Origin of the sequence: Pseudoalteromonas sp. BZB3, assembly GCF_040104455.1 — a bacterium.
GTDB lineage: Bacteria > Pseudomonadota > Gammaproteobacteria > Enterobacterales > Alteromonadaceae > Pseudoalteromonas.
Genome location: NZ_JBECOS010000018.1, coordinates 1 through 18,579, shown reverse-complemented (window position 1 = coordinate 18,579; position 18,579 = coordinate 1). Strand labels below are relative to the sequence as shown.

Genomic DNA, 18,579 nt, shown 5'->3' with positions numbered 1-18,579 from the left:
ATATTTTTAGTTATTTAAAATCAATATATTATGTACCTTTTGAAAAGTATTCGAGCACTTCAAACGAATTGAACTGTCATTGAATACTTTAGCCTTATCCCAAGCCTACTCTTACAATTATTGAAGGTTGCATCATGTATCTTGGCGCAGATTAACGTCTGCTAACGCTAAGTATAAGAGGATATTCTTCAACTAAATCCACGTAGTTTACAGTGATATAAAAGATTGCGGCATTGTTGCAAGTTAATATTCGTAGAGAGAAGGAAAAAGCCAAATTTATGAATTTGGCTCTATGGCTTCTTTGTACGCGATTAAATGGTCAAAAACCTGCTCTGAAATGGCTTCTAGCGCTTCTTGAGTATCGCCTTTTGCTAAGTTTGTGACGATGAAAATACCAATATTTTGCTTCGGATAAATAGCTAGCCAACTAGACGTGCCCATTGATCCGCCACTTTGATATAGCATGATGTCATTTGAATTGTCTTGAGTTGTGTTCCAATAAAACGCTGAGCCATGACCCATCCAATTTTGTTCCAAAAGTTGATGAGAAATAGCTACTTCAGGCTCTGAAGATAATTGATGGCGCATATAATGTGTCATGGACTCAAGGTCTGAAGTTAACCCGCCGCCTGCATACCAATATGCACTCGCCAAGGGCATCTGATTACCGTTTCCATCTGAACCGATTGTAACTTTACTCACCTCAGAGTGTGCGCGTCTGAATTTAGTATTCAGCTCTCCAGATTTGCTGGTGATTATGTCAGTAAGAAGTGTTTCAAAGGGTTTTTGATATACTGATTCAACAATATAAGCCGCTAAATTAGTCCCCACGCTTGAATAGACATAGTCCTCGCCAGGTATAGAGCTAAGCGTCACTGCTTTAAGGTCGTTAAAGTAATCGGCTCTGGTGTATTTTGATATTTTGTCAAAATATCTGCCTTGCTCTATATCTTCGCGACTGACAGCAAAACTATATGGTAGCCCACTGGTGTGGGTTAAAAGGTGTCGCAAAGTAATATATTGGTTGGAAAGTTCTAAATTTTTGTATTCGAAATTTTTAAGGTATTGGCGGATATCTTTATCAAGCTCAACTTTGCCGTCCTGAATGGCTTTCGCAACAACTAATCCTGTATACGTTTTGGTGATTGAGCCAATTTCGTAAAGTGTTTGGTTGTTAGGCGTATCACCATTACTTAAGGTTCCTAAGTGATATTGGTACGTTTTGTCTGCATCTACAACAGAAATAGAGACGACCTGCCCAGCATTTCCATCAATAAATTCACCAAGCTCCTCTTTCGTGTTTGCTTCAAAATTTATTGCATCATGACTTTTACACGCAGCCAACACTGAGAATAATAAAGCCACCAATATAGACGGTATTGTGCGGGTTAGTAAGTGGTTCATTGTTTTCCTTTTACAATCATTATAATCACTCATTAGACGATAAGAATGAGTAAAAGGTTTAAATGTTGAATTAATTTAGATGCTTAAGAAAGCCAGCGCAGGGCTAGGGTTTGCGTTCAAAGAATGCTAGATAGATATTATACGAAAAGTATGCAATAAGGCTGAGCAGATTTGCCTTATTGCATTAGGTATCGATTAAGAGCGAGTAGAGTGTTCTTATTCGATTATTTAAGTACGGTTTTCTTTAACACTTCAGCACTATCAGTAGTAATAAACTCAACGATTTTGCCATTTTCGATTTTGAAAATACTCACTTTGTCGTCTTCGCTTGGCAAAAATGCCAGTTCATCATCTTCTTTGGCTAGTACGATGTTGTACTTTTGCTTTTGCATCTTAGGAATAGCTATGTAGCTGCTAATTAGCCCCGGCATTCCACTGATGTCTGCGTAGTATTGAATATTGGCTTGTTGAAGCGTTTCGTTAGTTTGACCTGCAAACGCATCGCGCGTTACACGGCTGCTGTCCATATCATGGGCAAGTACCAGCCATTGGGTACTTGGTTTAAATGAATGTGGTTTATCGAATTGGTCATTCAGGGCTGGGAGTTTAATGCTATCACCAACAGATAACACTTTAACGTTCGCAGAGACGGCAAATGTCAGTAAAAGAGTAGATAGAACAGCGATTTTTTTTAACAGATGCATAGTGAGGTACCTTATAAAGTTATGCATATTATTTTTAGTTGTTCTAGCTAAATTGTCTAGCATCTTATGCAAAGTGACGTGACAGGTTAAATCGATGATAAAGTCAGCATCTAGCAGACTTTGGTGTGCAGTGAGCGTTTTAGCTATCAACTAAAGCTTGTTGTTTTAGAACACTTAATGTTTTTTAATTTTTTAATCATTTTATAGGTCGATGTTATCGAGCAAGTGCTGCCTGATAGTGTATGTATTGATCTTTCCTGATGATTTATCTCCGCCCCTTGAGAGCGTCAATATAGGAGATGCTTATAGATTTTTTTAATTACACGCAAAAATCCAGAACAAAAAAACGAAACTTTGTACTTATCATCTGACATGCAGAAAACCAAGCATATAGATAAGGTATTTCGGTAATAGCGAGGTGAGTAAAAAGACGCGAAAGTACTTCTTATTATTTGGTTATTGCATTAGTAATTTGCAAATTATTGGTGTCGGTAATTAATTTCACCTTTTTTTGCTATGTTCATAGTCTGTTTTTTTGTTCTAAACTTATTTGGTAATCATTTTAAGGAAGAAAGTGTGCGTGTTGCTTTATTGCTCTGTTTGCTACTGAGTACTTTTGCTCAATCCAAGCAACTGAAAATCTCAATAGGAGAATATCCCCCTTTTGCTAGTCAAGATGCGCAACAACAAGGTATTGTGCCGCAAGTTATTCGCGCAGCTTTTGAAACACAAGGACACACTGTTCAATTTGAATTTATGCCATGGGGAAGAAGTTTTGCATCTTCTTTAAAAGGCAACTATGACGCAGCGGCTTTTTGGTTTTGTGCGCCTGAAAGGCAGAAAGATTTTTATTGTTCAGACCCTCTTCATTACGAAGCGATTCATTTCTATTTTCATAAGAGAAAGCCATTACACGATTGGCAAAGTTTGTTAGAGCTGAGTAATTTTAATATAGGTGCAACGACGGGTTATAGCTATAGCGAAGAGTTTTGGCAGCTTGCTCAACGTGGCGTTTTAAACGTTGATACTGTCACGACAGATTTGCAAAACTTTAAGAAGTTACTCAAAGATAGGATCGATTTATTTCCTATGGCAACTATTCCTGCTAAGCATCTTCTGAAAGAGCATTTTTCAGCGCAAGAAATTGAGCAAATTGATTTCCACCCAAAACCTTTAATGATTGAAAGCAGTCATTTACTATTTTTAAAACAATCCAAAGAGTCTAAGCAGTTACTTGAGACTTTTAATTTGGGCTTAACAGCCATTAAAGAGTCAGGTAAGTATCAAACAATATTAAACTCAGTCGGCGCGGTTAAATCACCGTCTGCTGAGCATATTTTTTTGAAGTAACTATTATTAGAGTAGCTACCAGTAGTAATCTAAAGTCAAATACCAAGCTGTAAAGTGGCTTTACAGCTCATATAAGAATATATTCTTCGAGCACTAATCGGCGTCTAACATATCATCAATTTCGATTTCATGATGAGCAAAAGCATAAAGTAATTCATAACTGAGCGGCTTTTTTCGTTTGCCTTTAAGTTCTGTCACCGTTTGCAACTGAGTTTTTTCATCACAGGTAATAAGACCCATAGCCCAGTCAGTAAAGTTACGCTTATCGATAGGGTTGTTTATGATAGCTTCTACATTTTTGTGCCTAGGATCTGATTTTATCCAATTAAAAAGTGCTAATATTTTTTTCTCTTCACCTTCGAGTACCTGCATGAAGTGTTTGCCATCATACAGCAACATGCCTGTGATTTTTTCAAGCTGATTACGACGTTCACATTCGTGTCTTAGCACTTCTAACTCAGTCCATTGTAAGGGCGCTGTCGCCGTACTTGTATAAATAAATTCAACTAACATGCTCATATTAAAATCAAGAAACTTTACAAAAAGCATAGTGCTAAAACAGTAAAAGTAAAAATATTGAAGCTCAATTTAAGTGAGCATAAGATAAGAGTGTGAGCTTATACTCAAGGAACAAGAAATGATTACAAACCTCTTTTACAGAGGGCAGACAAAGCAAAGGTGCTTCATCTGCATCACGATTACTTTAGAGGACTTTCAATAAGACTTTTTGTTGTTAAGCAGTCGCTTTTAACTTGTCGCACATACTTGTTGGCTGCGTTTATTAACCCTCTTTGCTGTTGCGGCAAAATAGCAACAATGGCTTTTTGAAAATCTACTGAGCGGCGGTCGCCTCGCATATGCGCAAGTGCCAATGCTTCTCCACAACTCAGTGCATATTGAATAACGCCGCCTTTTTCGGCCGCTCTTCTTCCTAACATAAAATGCTCAGAGTCAATGCCAACACGAGCATGATGGCGAGAGCGAAGTAACCAATGTTGATCTTGCCAAATGGCATCATCGAGAATTAAGTCGGGTCGGCGCTGCATTTTTCTTTGACAATTTACCGTTAAATGCGCCGCAGAGAGACTGTTGTTTACAGACAACTTAGGAAAGTATTTTATGGGGGCCGCTTCTCTTTGCTGTTTTATTTCTACGATATGTGTTTTAGCAGCATCATAAGGCTGGCTCGGGCCTACTAAAACGTAATAGCGACCTAAATTATTTGAGCCTGTACCAGCGTTATGGCGCATGACGATATCGAGAATTTCATCGTCCATAAAAGGCCTGAATTGCATGTACAGGTTTTCATAGATGTCATCAGGCAGAGGAATAAACTTGTCAGGGTTTTGTTTAAATCGCCATTGCACTAAATCGACCTCTTTAGCCAAGGTGCTTTTAGTCATAAAGGCTTCGCCACCGACTACTCTAGTGAGTGCCTTCTGCCAGCGCTTATACAAAATATGACCTTTTGAGAACTCAGTGAGTGCGGTTTGACTGTCGTTTTTCTTTTGTAATGAGCGCTCACAAGTTTCTATATAGGCTTTTAGAAAAGCTTGTTGCGCTGAATGTATTTGCTGTTCATTTGCAAGGGGTTTTGCTTTGAGTTTTTCACATTCAGACTCTGCCTGAATTTGAGCAGCCTCGGTATGTGCAAGTGGTAGACTGACTAAAAACCTGAATAGATCCCAACTGGCATGACCAAAACAGGCATCATCAAAGTCATTAGGCGAAAAAACCACGGTTTCACCATGAGAGCCTTCTTCACTTAAAAAGCCAAAGTTACTCGTGTGGCAGTCACCCATAATTGTAGTAAGAGGAATATTCAGTAAAGACTCAGGCAAAGTGATTAAGTGGCTTGCCAAGTCTCGATACATAAGCGGCGCTGAGCCGCGCAAAAACTGAAATGGGCTGTTCACCATTTTTTTGTGTTTTGTTAAATCAAGTGATGGTTCGCACCCATCATGCTCTTTGAAATATTGAACCAGCGTTTCTTGTCTTTCCACGAGTAATCCTTTGATAAACTTTTACTCACAGTTCATGACTTTGCGAGCAATGTATTTATTGTCATTGTAACTATAAATACATAGCTCGCAATATTAGAAATCAGCTCAGCGTGTTGCAGTGAAAATATAACATTGTGCTCGTGCTAATTTTGTTTTCTTAGCGAACTTCTAAAGGACGTATAGGCCTTGTTTCAAAATTACCACCGCAGTTTGGGCACACATTAAGTAATTCTTTTTCTACGCAGTGTCTACAAAAAGTGCATTCATAACTGCAGATCATTGCCTCATGAGAATTTGAAGGTAAAGCCTTATTACAGCATTCGCAATTGGGTTTTAATTGGAGCATGTGTTGTTCTCTATTTTTCAATTTCAGCCAGTACCGCTGATAGCACAGGGTCGTTTCCTTGTTGATAATCTAGCCATGAAGTTTCAATCAACTCATCAGGGTAGACAGCATCTGTATTGTCAAAAAGAAACGGGTAATAGCGTTTTGATACACTTAACTTTCTTTTCGAGTTAGGTAAAGCAAAGCGATAGCTTTCGGAGAACTGGTTGGGATCACCACCTGTTGGTGTGCCGAAAATACGCGCATTGAGAATTTGTTTGAACTGTACGGTGTTACTCATTGCCGCAGAGAAAGTGTGTTCATCAGTGAGAGCAAATACACCTGTTTTCCAATCAAATTGGTCTAGAGGTAACAGACAAGATGAAAAAGCTAAACCTGTGTAAAAACTGCCGCCGCCATTGCCTCTGAAATCGATAATCAGATACTTTGATTTAACCGTTTTTAATTGCTTTTGCAGTGCTTGGCACTCTGAAATTACCTGCTCAAAACTGGGGTAGGCGTTAAAATTAAAGTAAGCGATTTTTTTATCTTTTAACAAGCCTAGGCTTATACCTGGCATGCCAATATCAAGCATATTTAATTTATCTGAGTGACTTTTAAAAGCGGAACTGAGTTTGGCAAATTCGCTCATCTCAATAGGCGCTATTTGTTCGTTAAGCGTATTACCACCAAGTTCAAACTCAAACTGTGCCGCAGCACTCTCTTTTACATGGCCCAGACCTAATAACAACTTGTGCAGGGTTAAATAAAACTCAAAACGCGCTTTGGCGCTAAATTGGTTGTCTACCCCAGGCAGCATAGGTGTGATTAACTCAAACAGTGCTTCAACGGTTAAGCCATTGATGGTTTTTAGCTCAGCGCCGATAAGGTGCTGATATTGCTTAGTTGTATCAATGACGCGTAATTTATTGTTAAAGAACTTATACCTGAGCGGAAAGTGTTGGTGAGGCCCAGACATCATAAAATAGTTAGTGTGTCCGTCGCCAATGGTACCAGTTATTGCCATTAGTCGCGCTTCTACTTGAGGCTCACTGAGTAGCGGTAAGTCTTGTTTTAGTTCTTTCAAGAGTCTGGCAAAGTCATTTTCAGCAAGCGTATGAAATGGTTCAATATGCTTGGTTCTGATTTGGTTTTCATAAAAGTTAATGTCCTCTAGCCAAGCCTGCTGTTGTTTTACTGATAGCGTGTCTGCATATGAGATAAAGCTAAACAAAGCGAGAACGAGTAATTTAAACGTTAATTTCATAGGTCTGTGCCCTTAGCATAGTGTGAAGGTGATAGGCCAAATTGCTTAATAAAAGCACGACGAAAACTGTCGTAATTATTAAAGCCAAATTTTTTCGAGATAAGCTGTAGACTGATGTTTTCCTCACATAGTAAATCTCTGGCATGATTAAGCTTGAGTACTCGAAAATAATGACTAGGTGTACAGTTAAGGTGCTGTTTAAATAACCGTGTGAGTTGTCGCTCGCTCAAGTGACAAAATTCAGCCATGCTGGTGACTGTAACTGATTTGTCTAATTGCGTACTTAACCAATCAATCAGTGGCGAGAGCTTCAAACTTTCACCGGATTGAAGCTCTAAAATATCAGAATATTGCCGCTGCTTTCCTGCTCGTTGTAGGTACACTACCAACTCTTTAGCTACTTTTGCTGCCACGCTATTACCATAGTCTTCGCGAATAATTGCCAGAGCTAAATCAACACCCGACAGCACACCGGCTGATGACCATATGTTTTCATCACGAATAAAGAGTGGATCAGGCGTGACGGTTTTATTTGGGTTCTGCTTAGCTAGGCTCTCACAATGGCGCCAATGTGTTGTAATCGTAAGGGCTTTATCATCAAAGAGTTTGGCCAGAATAAACGCCCCTGTGCAAATACTAAAGACACGTTTTGCTTTTTTAGCTATGTCAGAAAGCGCATTGAGCTGCTTAGTAGTTAGTTGCAGAGTACGCATGCCTGTGCCCCCGCAAATGATCAAATCGTCATAGTCAAACTTATCACTCAGACAGTAATCGACAGACACACTTTGTCCATAAGCGGTTTGTACAGGCTGTTTGCTGATCCCTAACAGTTTGCACTGGTAGGCATTGTTTTGAATGCTGTTAGTTTCCATAAAGGCATCAAGTGGACCAAATAGGTCAAGGGCTTGAAAGCCATCAGCGATGAAATAGACTTGTTTGATGGTCATATGAGTTGTTCTTTGAGATTTTACTCTGTGAATAAACCTATATTAACGCGACGAGGGGTGTCGGATAAAACATAAAAACGACATAAAGAGACATATTTATTTTTTATATACAAAGATGATAAGTCTGGGTGAAATATTTCTTAGCTCAAAAAAGTGCCCCGACGAGCGGGGCTATTGGGGAAGTTATAAGTTTATATTAGTCTATAACCCTAAATTTTCAGGTGCTGTTATGTTAAATACCTTAAAAACAGGGTTAAGTATGGCTAATAATAAAAGTTTAGATATTTTGGTATTAGCAACAAGGAATTGCTTAATGTTACTTAAAGGTAAAGTATTTCTGTTTTAGAAATAGTCTGTTCATTTGTTTACAGAAGTCATTTTTGTACTACTCTCATTTCATAAAGGAAAATTATTTCAGAGTTCAATAATGAAAAAATCGATTTTATATACACTGTGTTTATGCGCTTTTCCGACTTTGGCTGATACCTCAATTACAGTGACGGGTGTGTCTGATTATTTATTTAATGGGGTAAGTCAAACTCAAGAAGACCCTGCCATTCAGGCAAGCTTTGATTGGGCGGGAGATAACGGGTTGTATGCAGGAGTCTGGGGCTCAAATGTCGATTTTGGCGAAGATACCAACATCGAGTTTGATGGTTATGTAGGTTACTACACAGCTCTGAATGATGTTGTTAATTTAGATGTTGGTATTGCGCAGTACACCTATCACGGCGCTGATGTGAGCTCCAGTTATAACTACGCAGAAGCCTATGCAAAGTTTAATTACGGTAACACTAACCTTAATTTTTGGTATGCATGGGACTATTTTGGCACAGGTGCGGGCCACAGCATAGTGATGCTGACTCATAACTTCCCAATTAATGAGGCATTTTCGGTTGATGTAGGGGTCGATTATTCAATGAGTATGGATGATGATAAATGGACGTGGGAAGAAGGAGATGATGGCTATATGCATTGGCGCATTACTGGAAACTATTCTATCAGTGGGTGGGATTTATCATTGGGATATGAAGACACCAACCTAGATACTTACGGAGATTCAACAATTTTATTCACGGCCGCTAGAACCTTCAGCTTTTAAACTCAATATATCTTATCTAACTTGCTAAGCCATTTTCAAAATTAGTTTTGAAAATGGCAATTCTTTGTTTCCTTCCTATGCTTAAGTATGTATTCAATAAACATGAAGTTAGACATGTTTTTGAAATATATGGTTTTTACAATAAGCGCTTTTTAAGGTGTTGTTTGATGAGAATAAGAAGTTTGTTGTTTGTGATATTGATCTTTTCAGCAAGTTGCTTCTCATCAGAAACGGCACTGACCATATATACAGAAGAGTTCCCTCCCTATAACTTTCTACAAAAAGGCAAAGTTGTTGGTGTCAACGCAGACATAGTTGCTATGGCTTGTGAGATGGCAAAAATAAAATGTACTTTTGCCCTTTACCCTTGGAAGCGAGCAATGACATTAAGTCTTAAAGATCCAAAAGGGGGCTTGGTTTCAACCTCTCGTTTGCCAAGTCGAGAGCAAAAGTATCAATGGGTAGGGCCACTTATTTCTAGCCCGGCATGTTTTTATAAACTTATTGAACGAGATGATATTCACATTTCCAATAAAGAGGAATTGGCGAATTACACTGTTGGTTTGCATAAAGGTGATGTTTATGAGCAGATTTTAAGGCACTGGGGATTTAAAGAGCATATCAACTACATTCCATTCTCTGAAAAATTTGCCGAAATAAGAGCCTTTACCGAAGGTAAACTTGATTTATTTATTGCCTCTGCAAATAGTTTGAAATTCCATATTCAGAATTACCGACTTCGACCAGAGCAAGTTGTGCCAGCTTATTTTATAGATGATCCTCGACTAGGAGGAAATTACTTGGCCTTAAATAAAACGATAAATCCAGAAGTTGTTCAAAAGCTGCAAAACGCGGTAGATAAGATTTATGCTAAGGCCAAACACATTCCAATTAAGCAACTGTATTTAGACACGACAGAGCAAATATTAGAGCAAGATCTCACTCTAGAAACTCGTTGTTTGCATCAATAATATGCTTTTTATGAATGACTGACATTTCTCGAAAAGATTGTCATATATCAGATTTAGACGCTTAACTAAGGTTTAATAATTTAAGCTTACTGAGAGTAACTTATGTCTGATTTTTCTACACCCGATTTATATGATGAGCATGGCGAAGCATTACAAGTGATGCATCATGGATTAATGCATTTCGGTCTAAAAAAGCATATGAAAGGGCAAGTTGTGATTGTTCAGTGCCCAGATGATAACAGTCTTGTAGCAGAGTCTTTAAAGCAGGAAGGAGATAACAAAATATTGGTTGTCGATGCGCTTGATTCTAAAACGTTTGCTTTTTTAGGTGATAACTTAGCTTTTTTTGGTATTGAAAATCAGTGGGCTGGTGTAGTGATAAATGGCTGTGTTAGAGATGTTGAAATTTTAAAAGGGTTACCATTTTGTGTGATGGCATTAGGCCACACTCCACGAAAAACACAGAAGCAAGGAAAAGGGCAATATTTAGAGCAGATAAACTTACTAGGCGCAAAGATTTCTAAGAATGATTGGCTATATGCAGATGAAAATGGCATTGTTATTAGCTCTGTCAAATTATAAATTGAGCTGCAAGCAGTTTAATGACAAATAAGGTTTTCGATAGAGAATGTCTGTGCTTTTGTATGATTACTAAGAAATTGAGTAAAGTCACATCGGTGAAAGCGCTTTTGCTTTAAGGCAGTCATAAAAGTCTCATAAGCTTCAACATTACTATGTTGGAAAATAGAGTGTTTAACCCTTTTAGCTTTACTAACCCCAAGCCATTGCTCTTTCAGTAATACCATCGCGTATGCACCGAGTGTCACATGACCTCCGACTGATACTGATAATCTACCTAGCGGTATATCATCATCCCAATTAATACCGCCAATTAGCATTGAGTCAGCTTTACCTGCATTGATGACTGCAGATGTCGCACCACATGCCATCGCATCATTGGCTGCCCAGATAATATCTATTTTTTGATGCTTTAAAATACCAGAGACTTTTTCGTAGGCCTGTTGTTTTGACCAATTAGCAACCGTACTATCAATTAAATTGATGTTGCGGTTATCAGTGATAAAGCTTTGTAATCCCTCGGCTCTGGCTATGGAGGCAGGGGAGGTTTCATCACCATGCAAGGCCAATATATTCACTTTTGACTGAGAGTCTGAGTTACTAAAATTAATCGATTGATGAAGTTGCTCGGCAAGTGTAAAACCAGCATCAAAGTTATTTGGGATAAGACTACCTGCATAATATTCTCTTTGCTCAGGAGTTAGTGCGTTAAGCTCTTCATTAGTGAGATCATTTAGCAACATGAATACTTTGATTTTTTGTGCTGTAATTTTATTGACTAGGCTAGTCGCCACCCCTTTTTCGTTTACGATAACTGCAAAGTCAGGTTTATTTTCGATGACATCTTTGGCAAAAGATTTCATGAGAATATGATTACGGTTGGCATAAATGGTAGTGAGGTTGATGTTTAAGTCATCAGCAGCTTCTTGCATGAAGTAATTTACATTCGGCCAAAAATGCCCGGTTGGATTATTTGATGGGTGACCCGGGTTCAAAAACATAACATTAAGTTGATTTGCCTGAACGAAGAAACTGGGCAAAAAACAAAATAGAATGAAAAAAACAAAAAACCGAATCATGATTACTCACAAGATATATCTTTTTTGCCATATTACTAATCATAGTCAGTTAAGCAAATTTTACTGTTGAGTTTTTTACATGAGCAAAAAGTATGGGGCATCAACTCATTTTTAGTCGTTACATTTTGTCACAACCAACTTATCTCAAAAAGCTTTCACAGCAGACTTAAATGTTATTATGTAACATTAGTCATTATAAAAACGAGCGAAGAATGAAAATTAAAAATCTTGTTTTGGCCATGGCTGCTGTCGTTGCGCCTTTGGCTTCTGCGTTTCAAACGCAAGATACCCGTATCTTACGATTCCCTGATATTCATAAAGAGCATGTCACATTTGTTTATGCGGGTGACATTTACGTTGCTAACACTAAGACTGGAAAAAGCCAGCGTTTGACACATCATGAGGGGTTCGAAACTTTTCCTAAGTTTTCTCCAGACGGAAGTCAAATTGCATTCTCAGCACAGTACAACGGTAGTCGACAAGTTTATGTCATAAACCGCGATGGCTCAGGTTTGAAACAATTAACTTACTACAATGACGTTGGTCCTATGCCACCTCGTGGCGGCTATGATTATCGTGTTCTGGACTGGACGCCAGACGGAAAAAATATCGTATTTAGAGCAAACAGAACGCCTTGGGGCAAGCGAATGGGTCGTCCATACATGGTGCCAGCAGAAGGGGGCTTAGAGCAACCGATGGCAATACCTGAAACGGGCGGCGGTATGCTTTCTCCAGATGGTAGCAAGTACGTTTATACCCCAATAGACAGAGAGTTTAGAACGTGGAAGCGTTCACGTGGTGGTCGTGCTCAAGATGTGTGGGTGTATGATTTAGAAAATAATACTTCAAAACAGTTAACGTCTCATCGCGCTACAGATCAACAGCCTACCTGGATAAATGACAGTATTTATTTTGTTTCAGATAGAGATTACACACTTAATTTATATAAATACCGTGAAGGTAAAGCGCCTGTTCGAATGACAACGCATGATGACTTCGATGTATTGTGGCCTTCTGCGGGTCCTGATGCGATTGTTTATGAAAACGGGGGGTATCTATACCGTTTCGATGAAGCTACAAAGTCTTCTGAGAAACTAACGATAAATGTAGAGGGGATCAGAGAGCACACATTGCCTTATAGCAAAAATGTGAGTGACTTTATTGACTCAATGGACATCTCTCATGATGGTAATCGCGCGGTGTTTACAGCCCGAGGTGAAATTTTCACAGTACCTGTAAAACAAGGTCCGACTCGTAACTTAAGCTACACGCCTGAAGGCCGTGAGATAGAGGCAAGTTGGTCGCCAAATGGTCGATATATCGCTTATATGAGCGATGTGACAGGCGAGTACGAGATTTATATTAAAGATCGCGCTAACAATAATGAAGTTAAGCAGTTAACAAGTAATGGCACAATTTGGCGTTTTACGCCTAAGTGGTCACCTGATAACAGCAAACTACTTTTTGCAGATAAAAACCATACGCTTTGGTTACTTGATACTGCATCTGGCAAACAAACAAAAATAGATGTGGCAAAGTTTGATGAAAATGGTCTTACTCAATATGTTTGGTCGCCAAATTCAAACGATATTGTGTATGTAAAAAATAACGAAAACCGCTACTCATCGTTATTTCATTTCAATATTGAGTCACAGAAGGTAACACGCTTAACAGATGAGATGACATCTGAAAGTAACCCGACTTTTTCTCCTGACGGTGAGTATCTGTATTTCAGCTCTGAACGTGATTACAACTTAACGTTCAGCTCGTATGAGTTTGATTATATGTTTAATCGTGCCACGCGAGTTTATGCGGTTGCTGTGAATAATCAAATCACACCCATTAACGCATTAAGCTCTGATGAAGCGGGCATTGTTACTGAAAAGACTGAAGATAAATCTAAACAAGAAAACACGAATGCGCTTGAGCCTCAAGGTTTTATGAAGCGTGTCGTCGCTACAAATGCACCAGCAGGAAATTATCGTGGCTTAACGGGTGTAGAAGGTGGGGTTTTAACGCTATCTGGTGGTGCCCTTAAGCTTATTTCGAACAAGCCTGATGGCAAAATGGCTACAGTCGCTTCTGGCGTGAGTCAGTATAAAGTGTCTACGAATGGTAAACACATCATTGCTCGCTTAGGTAAAAACATCAGTGTTATTAAGCCTAAAGCAAAACAAGACCTTAAAGCGAATCAGCTCGATCTCTCGAAGATGAATTTAAAAATTGATCCTAAGGTCGAGTGGCAACAAATGTATGTTGAGGGGTGGCGTACATTGCGTGATTGGTTCTATGATGAAAATCACCATGGCCAAGATTGGGATGCAATTTTAAAACGTTATCAACCAATGGCAGATGCAGTAGCACACAGAACTGATTTAGATTATGTGCTCAGTGAAATCGCGGGTGAAATTAATGCGGGTCATATTTATGTTCAATCGGGCGATGCGCCAACCGCTGAACGTAAAAAGCATGGTTTATTAGGTGCTGAAGTAGAAAGTCACCCGTCTGGCTTTGTGAAGATAAACAAGATTTATCAAGGCGAAGATTGGCATGAAGATTTCCGTTCGCCATTGGGTCAAACTGGCATTAATGCCTCAGTAGGTAACTTCATTCTATCGGTGAATGGCCAAGCCGTAGATCAAGTGAGTAACTTCTTTGAGTTGCTTGAAAATACTCAGGGCGAGCCTGTAGAGCTAATGCTGTCTGATTCGCCTAGTTTTGAAGCAGCTTGGAAGGTGACAGTTAAACCCGTAGCCAGTGAGCAGGGTCTGCGTTACTTAGAGTAGGTGAACAGCCGAGCTGAATACGTCAACAAGTTGTCAAATGGCAAGATTGGCTATGTGCATTTACCAAATACACACTACGAAGGTAATCGTTCTTTATTCAAGAACTTTATGCCACAGACGACAAAAGAGGCCATGATCATAGACGATCGTTACAACGGTGGTGGTTTTATTCCTGAACATCTAATTACTTGGTTATCTCGCAAGCCATTAAATTACTGGAAACGTCGTGGTGTTGAGCCAACTAAAACGCCAGCGTTTGCTCATGATGGCCCTAAAGCTATGCTAATTAACGGTTATTCGAGTTCTGGTGGTGATGCATTACCTTACTATTTCCGTCAAGCTGGTCTTGGTAAGTTAATTGGCACACGAACTTGGGGTGGCTTGATTGGTATTTCTGGCAACCCATACCTTGTTGATGGCGGGCAAGTAATAGCTGCGACTTTCCGTATTCTTGATAATGATGGCAACTGGATCATAGAGAATGAAGGTGTAACACCAGATATCGAAGTGGTTGATCGTCCAGAGCTTATTCATGCAGGAAAGGACCCATCGGTCGAGCGCGCAGTTAAAGAGCTTCTTGAAGAATTAGAAGCTAACCCTAAAAAGCCGCTTGTTGTGCCACCTGCGCCGAGTAACTTTAGAGACTAAAAATCATTATGCTTGTAAGGGGCGAGTAGCCCCTTTTTAATCTTAGAACTAAGCGAATAAAGGTACCATACAGCAAACTAGCTGACAGGCTTTGTGCGTTTACAGGTAATTGCAAATGAACGACTGCTAAGTGATGTGAAGTCGCAACAAAGCTTGTTAAATAAATTTATTACTTAAAAAAAACACGCGGTTTATTCGTCGCAGAGCCATTTATACATAATGAGACTATCAACATAACCTAACTTCGGGTGGTTATAGGCTTTTGGAATTTTGCCGATAATTTCATATCCAAGCTTTTGCCAAAGCGATACAGCAACGGTATTACTCGAGACCACAGAATTAAACTGCATGGCCTTAAAACCAAGCTCTAGGGCGATAAGCTGAGAGTGCTCACAAAGTTGTCTGGCAATACCTTTTCCTGCTGCTAAAGGCGAGACCATATAGCCGCAGTTACAAATGTGTGAGCTTGGTCCCATGGCATTGGCTTTTAAGTAATAACTGGCCAGCACTTGTCCATTTTCTTCGTAAACGAAAGATTTTAACGGCGCTTCACACCATAGAGCATATGCGCTCGACTCGTTCATGTCTGGATCAAATGCATAAGTCTCTTGTGCTTGAATAATATACCGAAAAGTCGGCCAAAAGTTCATAAAGTCGTCATGCCTCATTGCTCTGATCATGTTTTGTCCTTGTATTGCTGTTTAGTCCTGCGATTAAGCTAAGTTTATTCTCTCTGATAGATTATGGAAATTAGTAAATGGTTTGGAATGAGCTTTATTTCTTTAAAAATGAGTAAGTGTCTTTAGTTCCATTTCAGCGTCAAGGATCTAGGAAAGTGCATTTTTAATACTATGCGTTCTTTTACTTAGGGTTATGAAACATTCATTTTAAGATGGTTATAGTATATACAAGACACATATTATAAAGGCTGGGCCGATATCCATATGACACCAGAGCAAAGCTTACAAGCACACCTTGATTTACAAGGGAAAGTGATGGTGCCAGTACATAACGGTACCTTTGATTTATCATTTCATGCATGGTTTGAGCCGTTAGAGCGAGTGTCAAAAGCGGCAGATGAGCATAATGCTGTGATTAGAACACCAATAATTGGAGAAATTTTCAATTCAGAGAAGCAATTTATGCAAACACTTTGGTGAAAGTCTCTTTCATCTAACTCGTAACTAAAATTTAACAAAGTTAAATTGTGTCAAATTTATTAAATTAAGCAACTGATTTAAAATAGAAAATAGTTTAATTGTAAAGTTAAAGGTACAAATTTAAAGATGAAAAAGTTTAAATTTATGTAAATAAAATGTGATCTTTATGGTTCCTTGCGCTATGGTTTGAGTGATTTTTAATCAAACAACAAAGTAAAAGGAATCATTATGCGTAAATTATCGACTCTAGCATTTGCTATCGGTGCAATTGTATCAGGTCAAGCTTTAGCTCAAGCGGAACTAAAACAAGTTTCTGAAAGCAAAGCCATTCCAAATCAATACATTGTAGTATTTAAAACCCCTTCAGTTTTAAATATTCAAAGCGCTGATGCAGTAGCAAGTTATGCTGAGCAGGCCAGCCAAAAACTCGTAAATAGCTATAACGTAGATGTATCACGCAAGTTTGCTGGTTCTTTAAATGGTGTGGTTGTGAATGCATCTGCAAACCAAGTTCAAGACTTACTAAACAACCCTGATGTTGACTATATCGAGCAAGATCAGATTGTGAGTGTGTCTCCTCTAGCAGCTACAAATGCTGATCAAAGCAATGCAATTTGGGGTCTAGACCGTATTGACCAACGTGATCGTCCGCTAAATTCTAACTACCACTATGACTATGATGGTGCAGGCGTAACGGCCTACGTTATCGATACTGGTGTACTTATTTCGCACAACGAGTTCGGTGGCCGAGCTTCACATGGTTACGATTTCGTAGATAACGATGCAGATGCAACAGACTGTAATGGTCATGGTACTCACGTAGCGGGTACAATTGGCGGTAGCCAGTACGGTGTCGCAAAAAACGTTAATATTGTAGGTATTAAAGTACTAGGTTGTTCTGGCTCAGGTACTAACTCTGGTGTTATTGCAGGCGTCGATTGGGTTAAGAACAATGCATCTGGCCCTTCTGTTGCAAACATGAGTTTGGGTGGTGGAAGATCACAAGCACTTGATGACGCCGTTAACGCAGCGGTTGCTTCTGGTGTCACGTTTGTTGTTGCTGCGGGTAATGACAACTCAAATGCGTGTAACTACTCACCAGCACGTGCGGCAGATGCAATCACGGTAGGCTCTACAACGAGCAGTGATAGCCGTTCAAGCTTCTCTAACTATGGTAGCTGTTTAGATATTTACGCACCGGGTTCAAGCATCAAGTCAGCTTGGTATAACTCTAATACATCTACGAATACGATCAGTGGTACATCAATGGCTGCTCCTCATGTTGCAGGTGTTGCTGCGCTTTATCTAGATGAAGACAGCTCGCGCTCTCCAGCTCAAATTGATTCACTTTTAAGTAACCGCAGTTCTAAAAACAAAATTAATGATGCGAAATCGGGTTCACCAAATGAACTTTTATATAGCCTAGTTGGTGATGGTGGTCCAGTTGACCCAGTTGACCCGGATCCAGCACTTGAAGATGGTGTTGCTGTGAACATCTCTGGTGCTAGAGGCTCTGAAAGTTTCTTCACATTTGAAGTACCTGCTGGTACTTCAAATGTGGCTTTCAGTATGACTGGTGGTTCTGGTGATGCTGATATCTATGTTCAACAAGGTACTAAACCAACACAATCTTCATATAGCTGTCGCCCATACAAAAATGGCAATGAAGAAACCTGTACTTTCAATAACCCAACTGCTGGCACTTGGCATGTAATGGTTCGAGGCTACAGTGCTTATTCAGGTGTGTCACTGAAAGCCCAAACATCATCAGGTGGCGGTTGCGGTGCGAATTGCCTAGATAATGGTGTACCAGTAACGAGCCTTTCTGGAACACGTAATTCTGAGGTTGTTTACACTATTGATGTACCAGCGGGTGTAACACTAAATGTAAATACATCAGGCGGCTCTGGTGATGCAGACCTTTATGTTCGTAAAGGAGCTGCACCAACAACAGGTACGTATGATTGTCGTCCTTACCGAAGTGGTAACAATGAGAGCTGCAGCTTGAGTTCTGGCACTGGCGGTACTTACTACATCATGCTTCGTGGCTATAGCGCTTATAATGGTTTGACGCTACAAGCTAGCTACTAAGTCTGAACGTTTTAAATCCAATTAATTAAGTCGTTAAGTAAAAGCGCATTAAGCAGTTTGCTTTATGCGCTTTTTATTTTTGATAATCCTTTCATATAAAAGTCTGCGCAAAACTCAAATTATTTCTCTGTTTTAGTTAAAATGTTAACAATATGTATTGTTT

14 protein-coding genes and 2 pseudogenes are annotated in these 18,579 nt (G+C 39.4%); 7 read left to right on the top strand and 9 right to left on the bottom strand.

Translation table 11 applies throughout. The features are described 5' to 3' along the window. Positions 1–276: 276 nt before the first annotated feature. Positions 277–1,404 carry a serine hydrolase domain-containing protein gene (locus tag ABMY35_RS19130; RefSeq protein ID WP_349287676.1) on the bottom strand — a complete coding sequence of 376 codons (1,128 nt, stop codon included), beginning with the start codon at positions 1,402–1,404 and terminating at the stop codon, positions 277–279. A 224-nt stretch (positions 1,405–1,628) separates the two neighbouring features. Then, complete coding sequence (locus ABMY35_RS19125) at positions 1,629–2,108, bottom strand: hypothetical protein (RefSeq protein WP_349287675.1); 480 nt, start codon at positions 2,106–2,108, stop codon at positions 1,629–1,631. A gap of 576 nt (positions 2,109–2,684) precedes the next feature. On the opposite strand from ABMY35_RS19125, the gene ABMY35_RS19120 reads away from it, so the two are divergent. Further along, entirely contained in the window at positions 2,685–3,458 is a 774-nt protein-coding gene (locus tag ABMY35_RS19120) for a transporter substrate-binding domain-containing protein (RefSeq protein WP_349287674.1), read from the top strand. 93 nt (positions 3,459–3,551) lie between these two features. Here ABMY35_RS19120 and ABMY35_RS19115 read toward each other — a convergent pair whose 3' ends face one another. From ABMY35_RS19115 to ABMY35_RS19095, 5 genes are all read right to left on the bottom strand, one after another. Continuing rightward, positions 3,552–3,977, bottom strand: a complete 426-nt coding sequence (locus ABMY35_RS19115; RefSeq protein WP_349287673.1) for a BLUF domain-containing protein — start codon at positions 3,975–3,977, stop codon at positions 3,552–3,554. A gap of 179 nt (positions 3,978–4,156) precedes the next feature. Continuing rightward, on the bottom strand, positions 4,157–5,461 hold the full coding sequence (locus ABMY35_RS19110) for a DUF2252 family protein (protein ID WP_349287672.1): 1,305 nt from the start codon (positions 5,459–5,461) through the stop codon (positions 4,157–4,159). A gap of 157 nt (positions 5,462–5,618) precedes the next feature. Beyond that, a complete protein-coding gene (locus tag ABMY35_RS19105) occupies positions 5,619–5,807 on the bottom strand; it encodes a DUF1272 domain-containing protein (protein ID WP_138566358.1) in 189 nt (62 codons plus the stop codon). Positions 5,808–5,817: 10 nt separating this feature from the next. After that, positions 5,818–7,053, bottom strand: coding sequence for a S41 family peptidase (locus ABMY35_RS19100; RefSeq protein ID WP_349287671.1), 1,236 nt, complete (start codon positions 7,051–7,053; stop codon positions 5,818–5,820). Next, positions 7,050–8,000: a helix-turn-helix domain-containing protein gene (locus ABMY35_RS19095; protein WP_349287670.1), complete on the bottom strand. Its 951-nt coding sequence runs from the start codon at positions 7,998–8,000 to the stop codon at positions 7,050–7,052. Before ABMY35_RS19095 ends, ABMY35_RS19100 begins: the two co-directional genes overlap by 4 nt. A gap of 427 nt (positions 8,001–8,427) precedes the next feature. Between ABMY35_RS19095 and ABMY35_RS19090 the strand changes: the two genes are divergently transcribed. The 3 genes from ABMY35_RS19090 (at position 8,428) to rraA (ending at position 10,655) form a co-directional block, all read left to right on the top strand. Further along, on the top strand, positions 8,428–9,102 hold the full coding sequence (locus ABMY35_RS19090) for a TorF family putative porin (RefSeq protein ID WP_349287669.1): 675 nt from the start codon (positions 8,428–8,430) through the stop codon (positions 9,100–9,102). 167 nt (positions 9,103–9,269) lie between these two features. After that, the gene (locus tag ABMY35_RS19085; protein WP_349287668.1) at positions 9,270–10,073 is read left to right on the top strand and encodes a transporter substrate-binding domain-containing protein; all 804 of its coding nucleotides are present in this window, start codon (positions 9,270–9,272) and stop codon (positions 10,071–10,073) included. A 102-nt stretch (positions 10,074–10,175) separates the two neighbouring features. After that, positions 10,176–10,655 carry a ribonuclease E activity regulator RraA gene (gene rraA / locus ABMY35_RS19080; protein ID WP_349287667.1) on the top strand — a complete coding sequence of 160 codons (480 nt, stop codon included), beginning with the start codon at positions 10,176–10,178 and terminating at the stop codon, positions 10,653–10,655. A gap of 17 nt (positions 10,656–10,672) precedes the next feature. On the opposite strand, the gene ABMY35_RS19075 is transcribed toward rraA, so the two are convergent. Continuing rightward, positions 10,673–11,653: an ABC transporter substrate-binding protein gene (locus ABMY35_RS19075; protein WP_349287666.1), complete on the bottom strand. Its 981-nt coding sequence runs from the start codon at positions 11,651–11,653 to the stop codon at positions 10,673–10,675. Between the two features lie 290 nt (positions 11,654–11,943). Here ABMY35_RS19075 and ABMY35_RS19070 point away from each other — a divergent pair. After that, positions 11,944–15,165 (top strand): annotated as a pseudogene (locus ABMY35_RS19070) (S41 family peptidase). Positions 15,166–15,356: 191 nt separating this feature from the next. On the opposite strand, the gene ABMY35_RS19065 reads toward ABMY35_RS19070, so the two are convergent. Beyond that, positions 15,357–15,845 carry a GNAT family N-acetyltransferase gene (locus tag ABMY35_RS19065; RefSeq protein WP_349287665.1) on the bottom strand — a complete coding sequence of 163 codons (489 nt, stop codon included), beginning with the start codon at positions 15,843–15,845 and terminating at the stop codon, positions 15,357–15,359. A 249-nt stretch (positions 15,846–16,094) separates the two neighbouring features. On the opposite strand from ABMY35_RS19065, the pseudogene ABMY35_RS19060 reads away from it, so the two are divergent. Both ABMY35_RS19060 and ABMY35_RS19055 read left to right on the top strand, forming a co-directional pair. After that, a pseudogene (locus ABMY35_RS19060) lies at positions 16,095–16,325 on the top strand (hydrolase); the annotation flags it as partial. Positions 16,326–16,553: 228 nt separating this feature from the next. Beyond that, entirely contained in the window at positions 16,554–18,416 is a 1,863-nt protein-coding gene (locus ABMY35_RS19055; protein ID WP_349287664.1) for a S8 family peptidase, read from the top strand. Positions 18,417–18,579 lie beyond the last annotated feature (163 nt).

What these genes read in the sequence shown, in the direction of transcription:
- ABMY35_RS19095 (WP_349287670.1), bottom strand. Translation starts at nt 8,000, where the DNA reads ATGACCATCAAACAAGTCTATTTCATCGCTGATGGCTTTCAAGCCCTT.
- ABMY35_RS19085 (WP_349287668.1), top strand. Translation starts at nt 9,270, where the DNA reads ATGAGAATAAGAAGTTTGTTGTTTGTGATATTGATCTTTTCAGCAAGT.
- rraA (WP_349287667.1), top strand. Translation starts at nt 10,176, where the DNA reads ATGTCTGATTTTTCTACACCCGATTTATATGATGAGCATGGCGAAGCA.
- ABMY35_RS19075 (WP_349287666.1), bottom strand. Translation starts at nt 11,653, where the DNA reads ATGTTTTTGAACCCGGGTCACCCATCAAATAATCCAACCGGGCATTTT.
- ABMY35_RS19125 (WP_349287675.1), bottom strand. Translation starts at nt 2,108, where the DNA reads ATGCATCTGTTAAAAAAAATCGCTGTTCTATCTACTCTTTTACTGACA.
- ABMY35_RS19055 (WP_349287664.1), top strand. Translation starts at nt 16,554, where the DNA reads ATGCGTAAATTATCGACTCTAGCATTTGCTATCGGTGCAATTGTATCA.
- ABMY35_RS19090 (WP_349287669.1), top strand. Translation starts at nt 8,428, where the DNA reads ATGAAAAAATCGATTTTATATACACTGTGTTTATGCGCTTTTCCGACT.
- ABMY35_RS19065 (WP_349287665.1), bottom strand. Translation starts at nt 15,845, where the DNA reads ATGATCAGAGCAATGAGGCATGACGACTTTATGAACTTTTGGCCGACT.
- ABMY35_RS19115 (WP_349287673.1), bottom strand. Translation starts at nt 3,977, where the DNA reads ATGAGCATGTTAGTTGAATTTATTTATACAAGTACGGCGACAGCGCCC.
- ABMY35_RS19130 (WP_349287676.1), bottom strand. Translation starts at nt 1,404, where the DNA reads ATGAACCACTTACTAACCCGCACAATACCGTCTATATTGGTGGCTTTA.
- ABMY35_RS19100 (WP_349287671.1), bottom strand. Translation starts at nt 7,053, where the DNA reads ATGAAATTAACGTTTAAATTACTCGTTCTCGCTTTGTTTAGCTTTATC.
- ABMY35_RS19105 (WP_138566358.1), bottom strand. Translation starts at nt 5,807, where the DNA reads ATGCTCCAATTAAAACCCAATTGCGAATGCTGTAATAAGGCTTTACCT.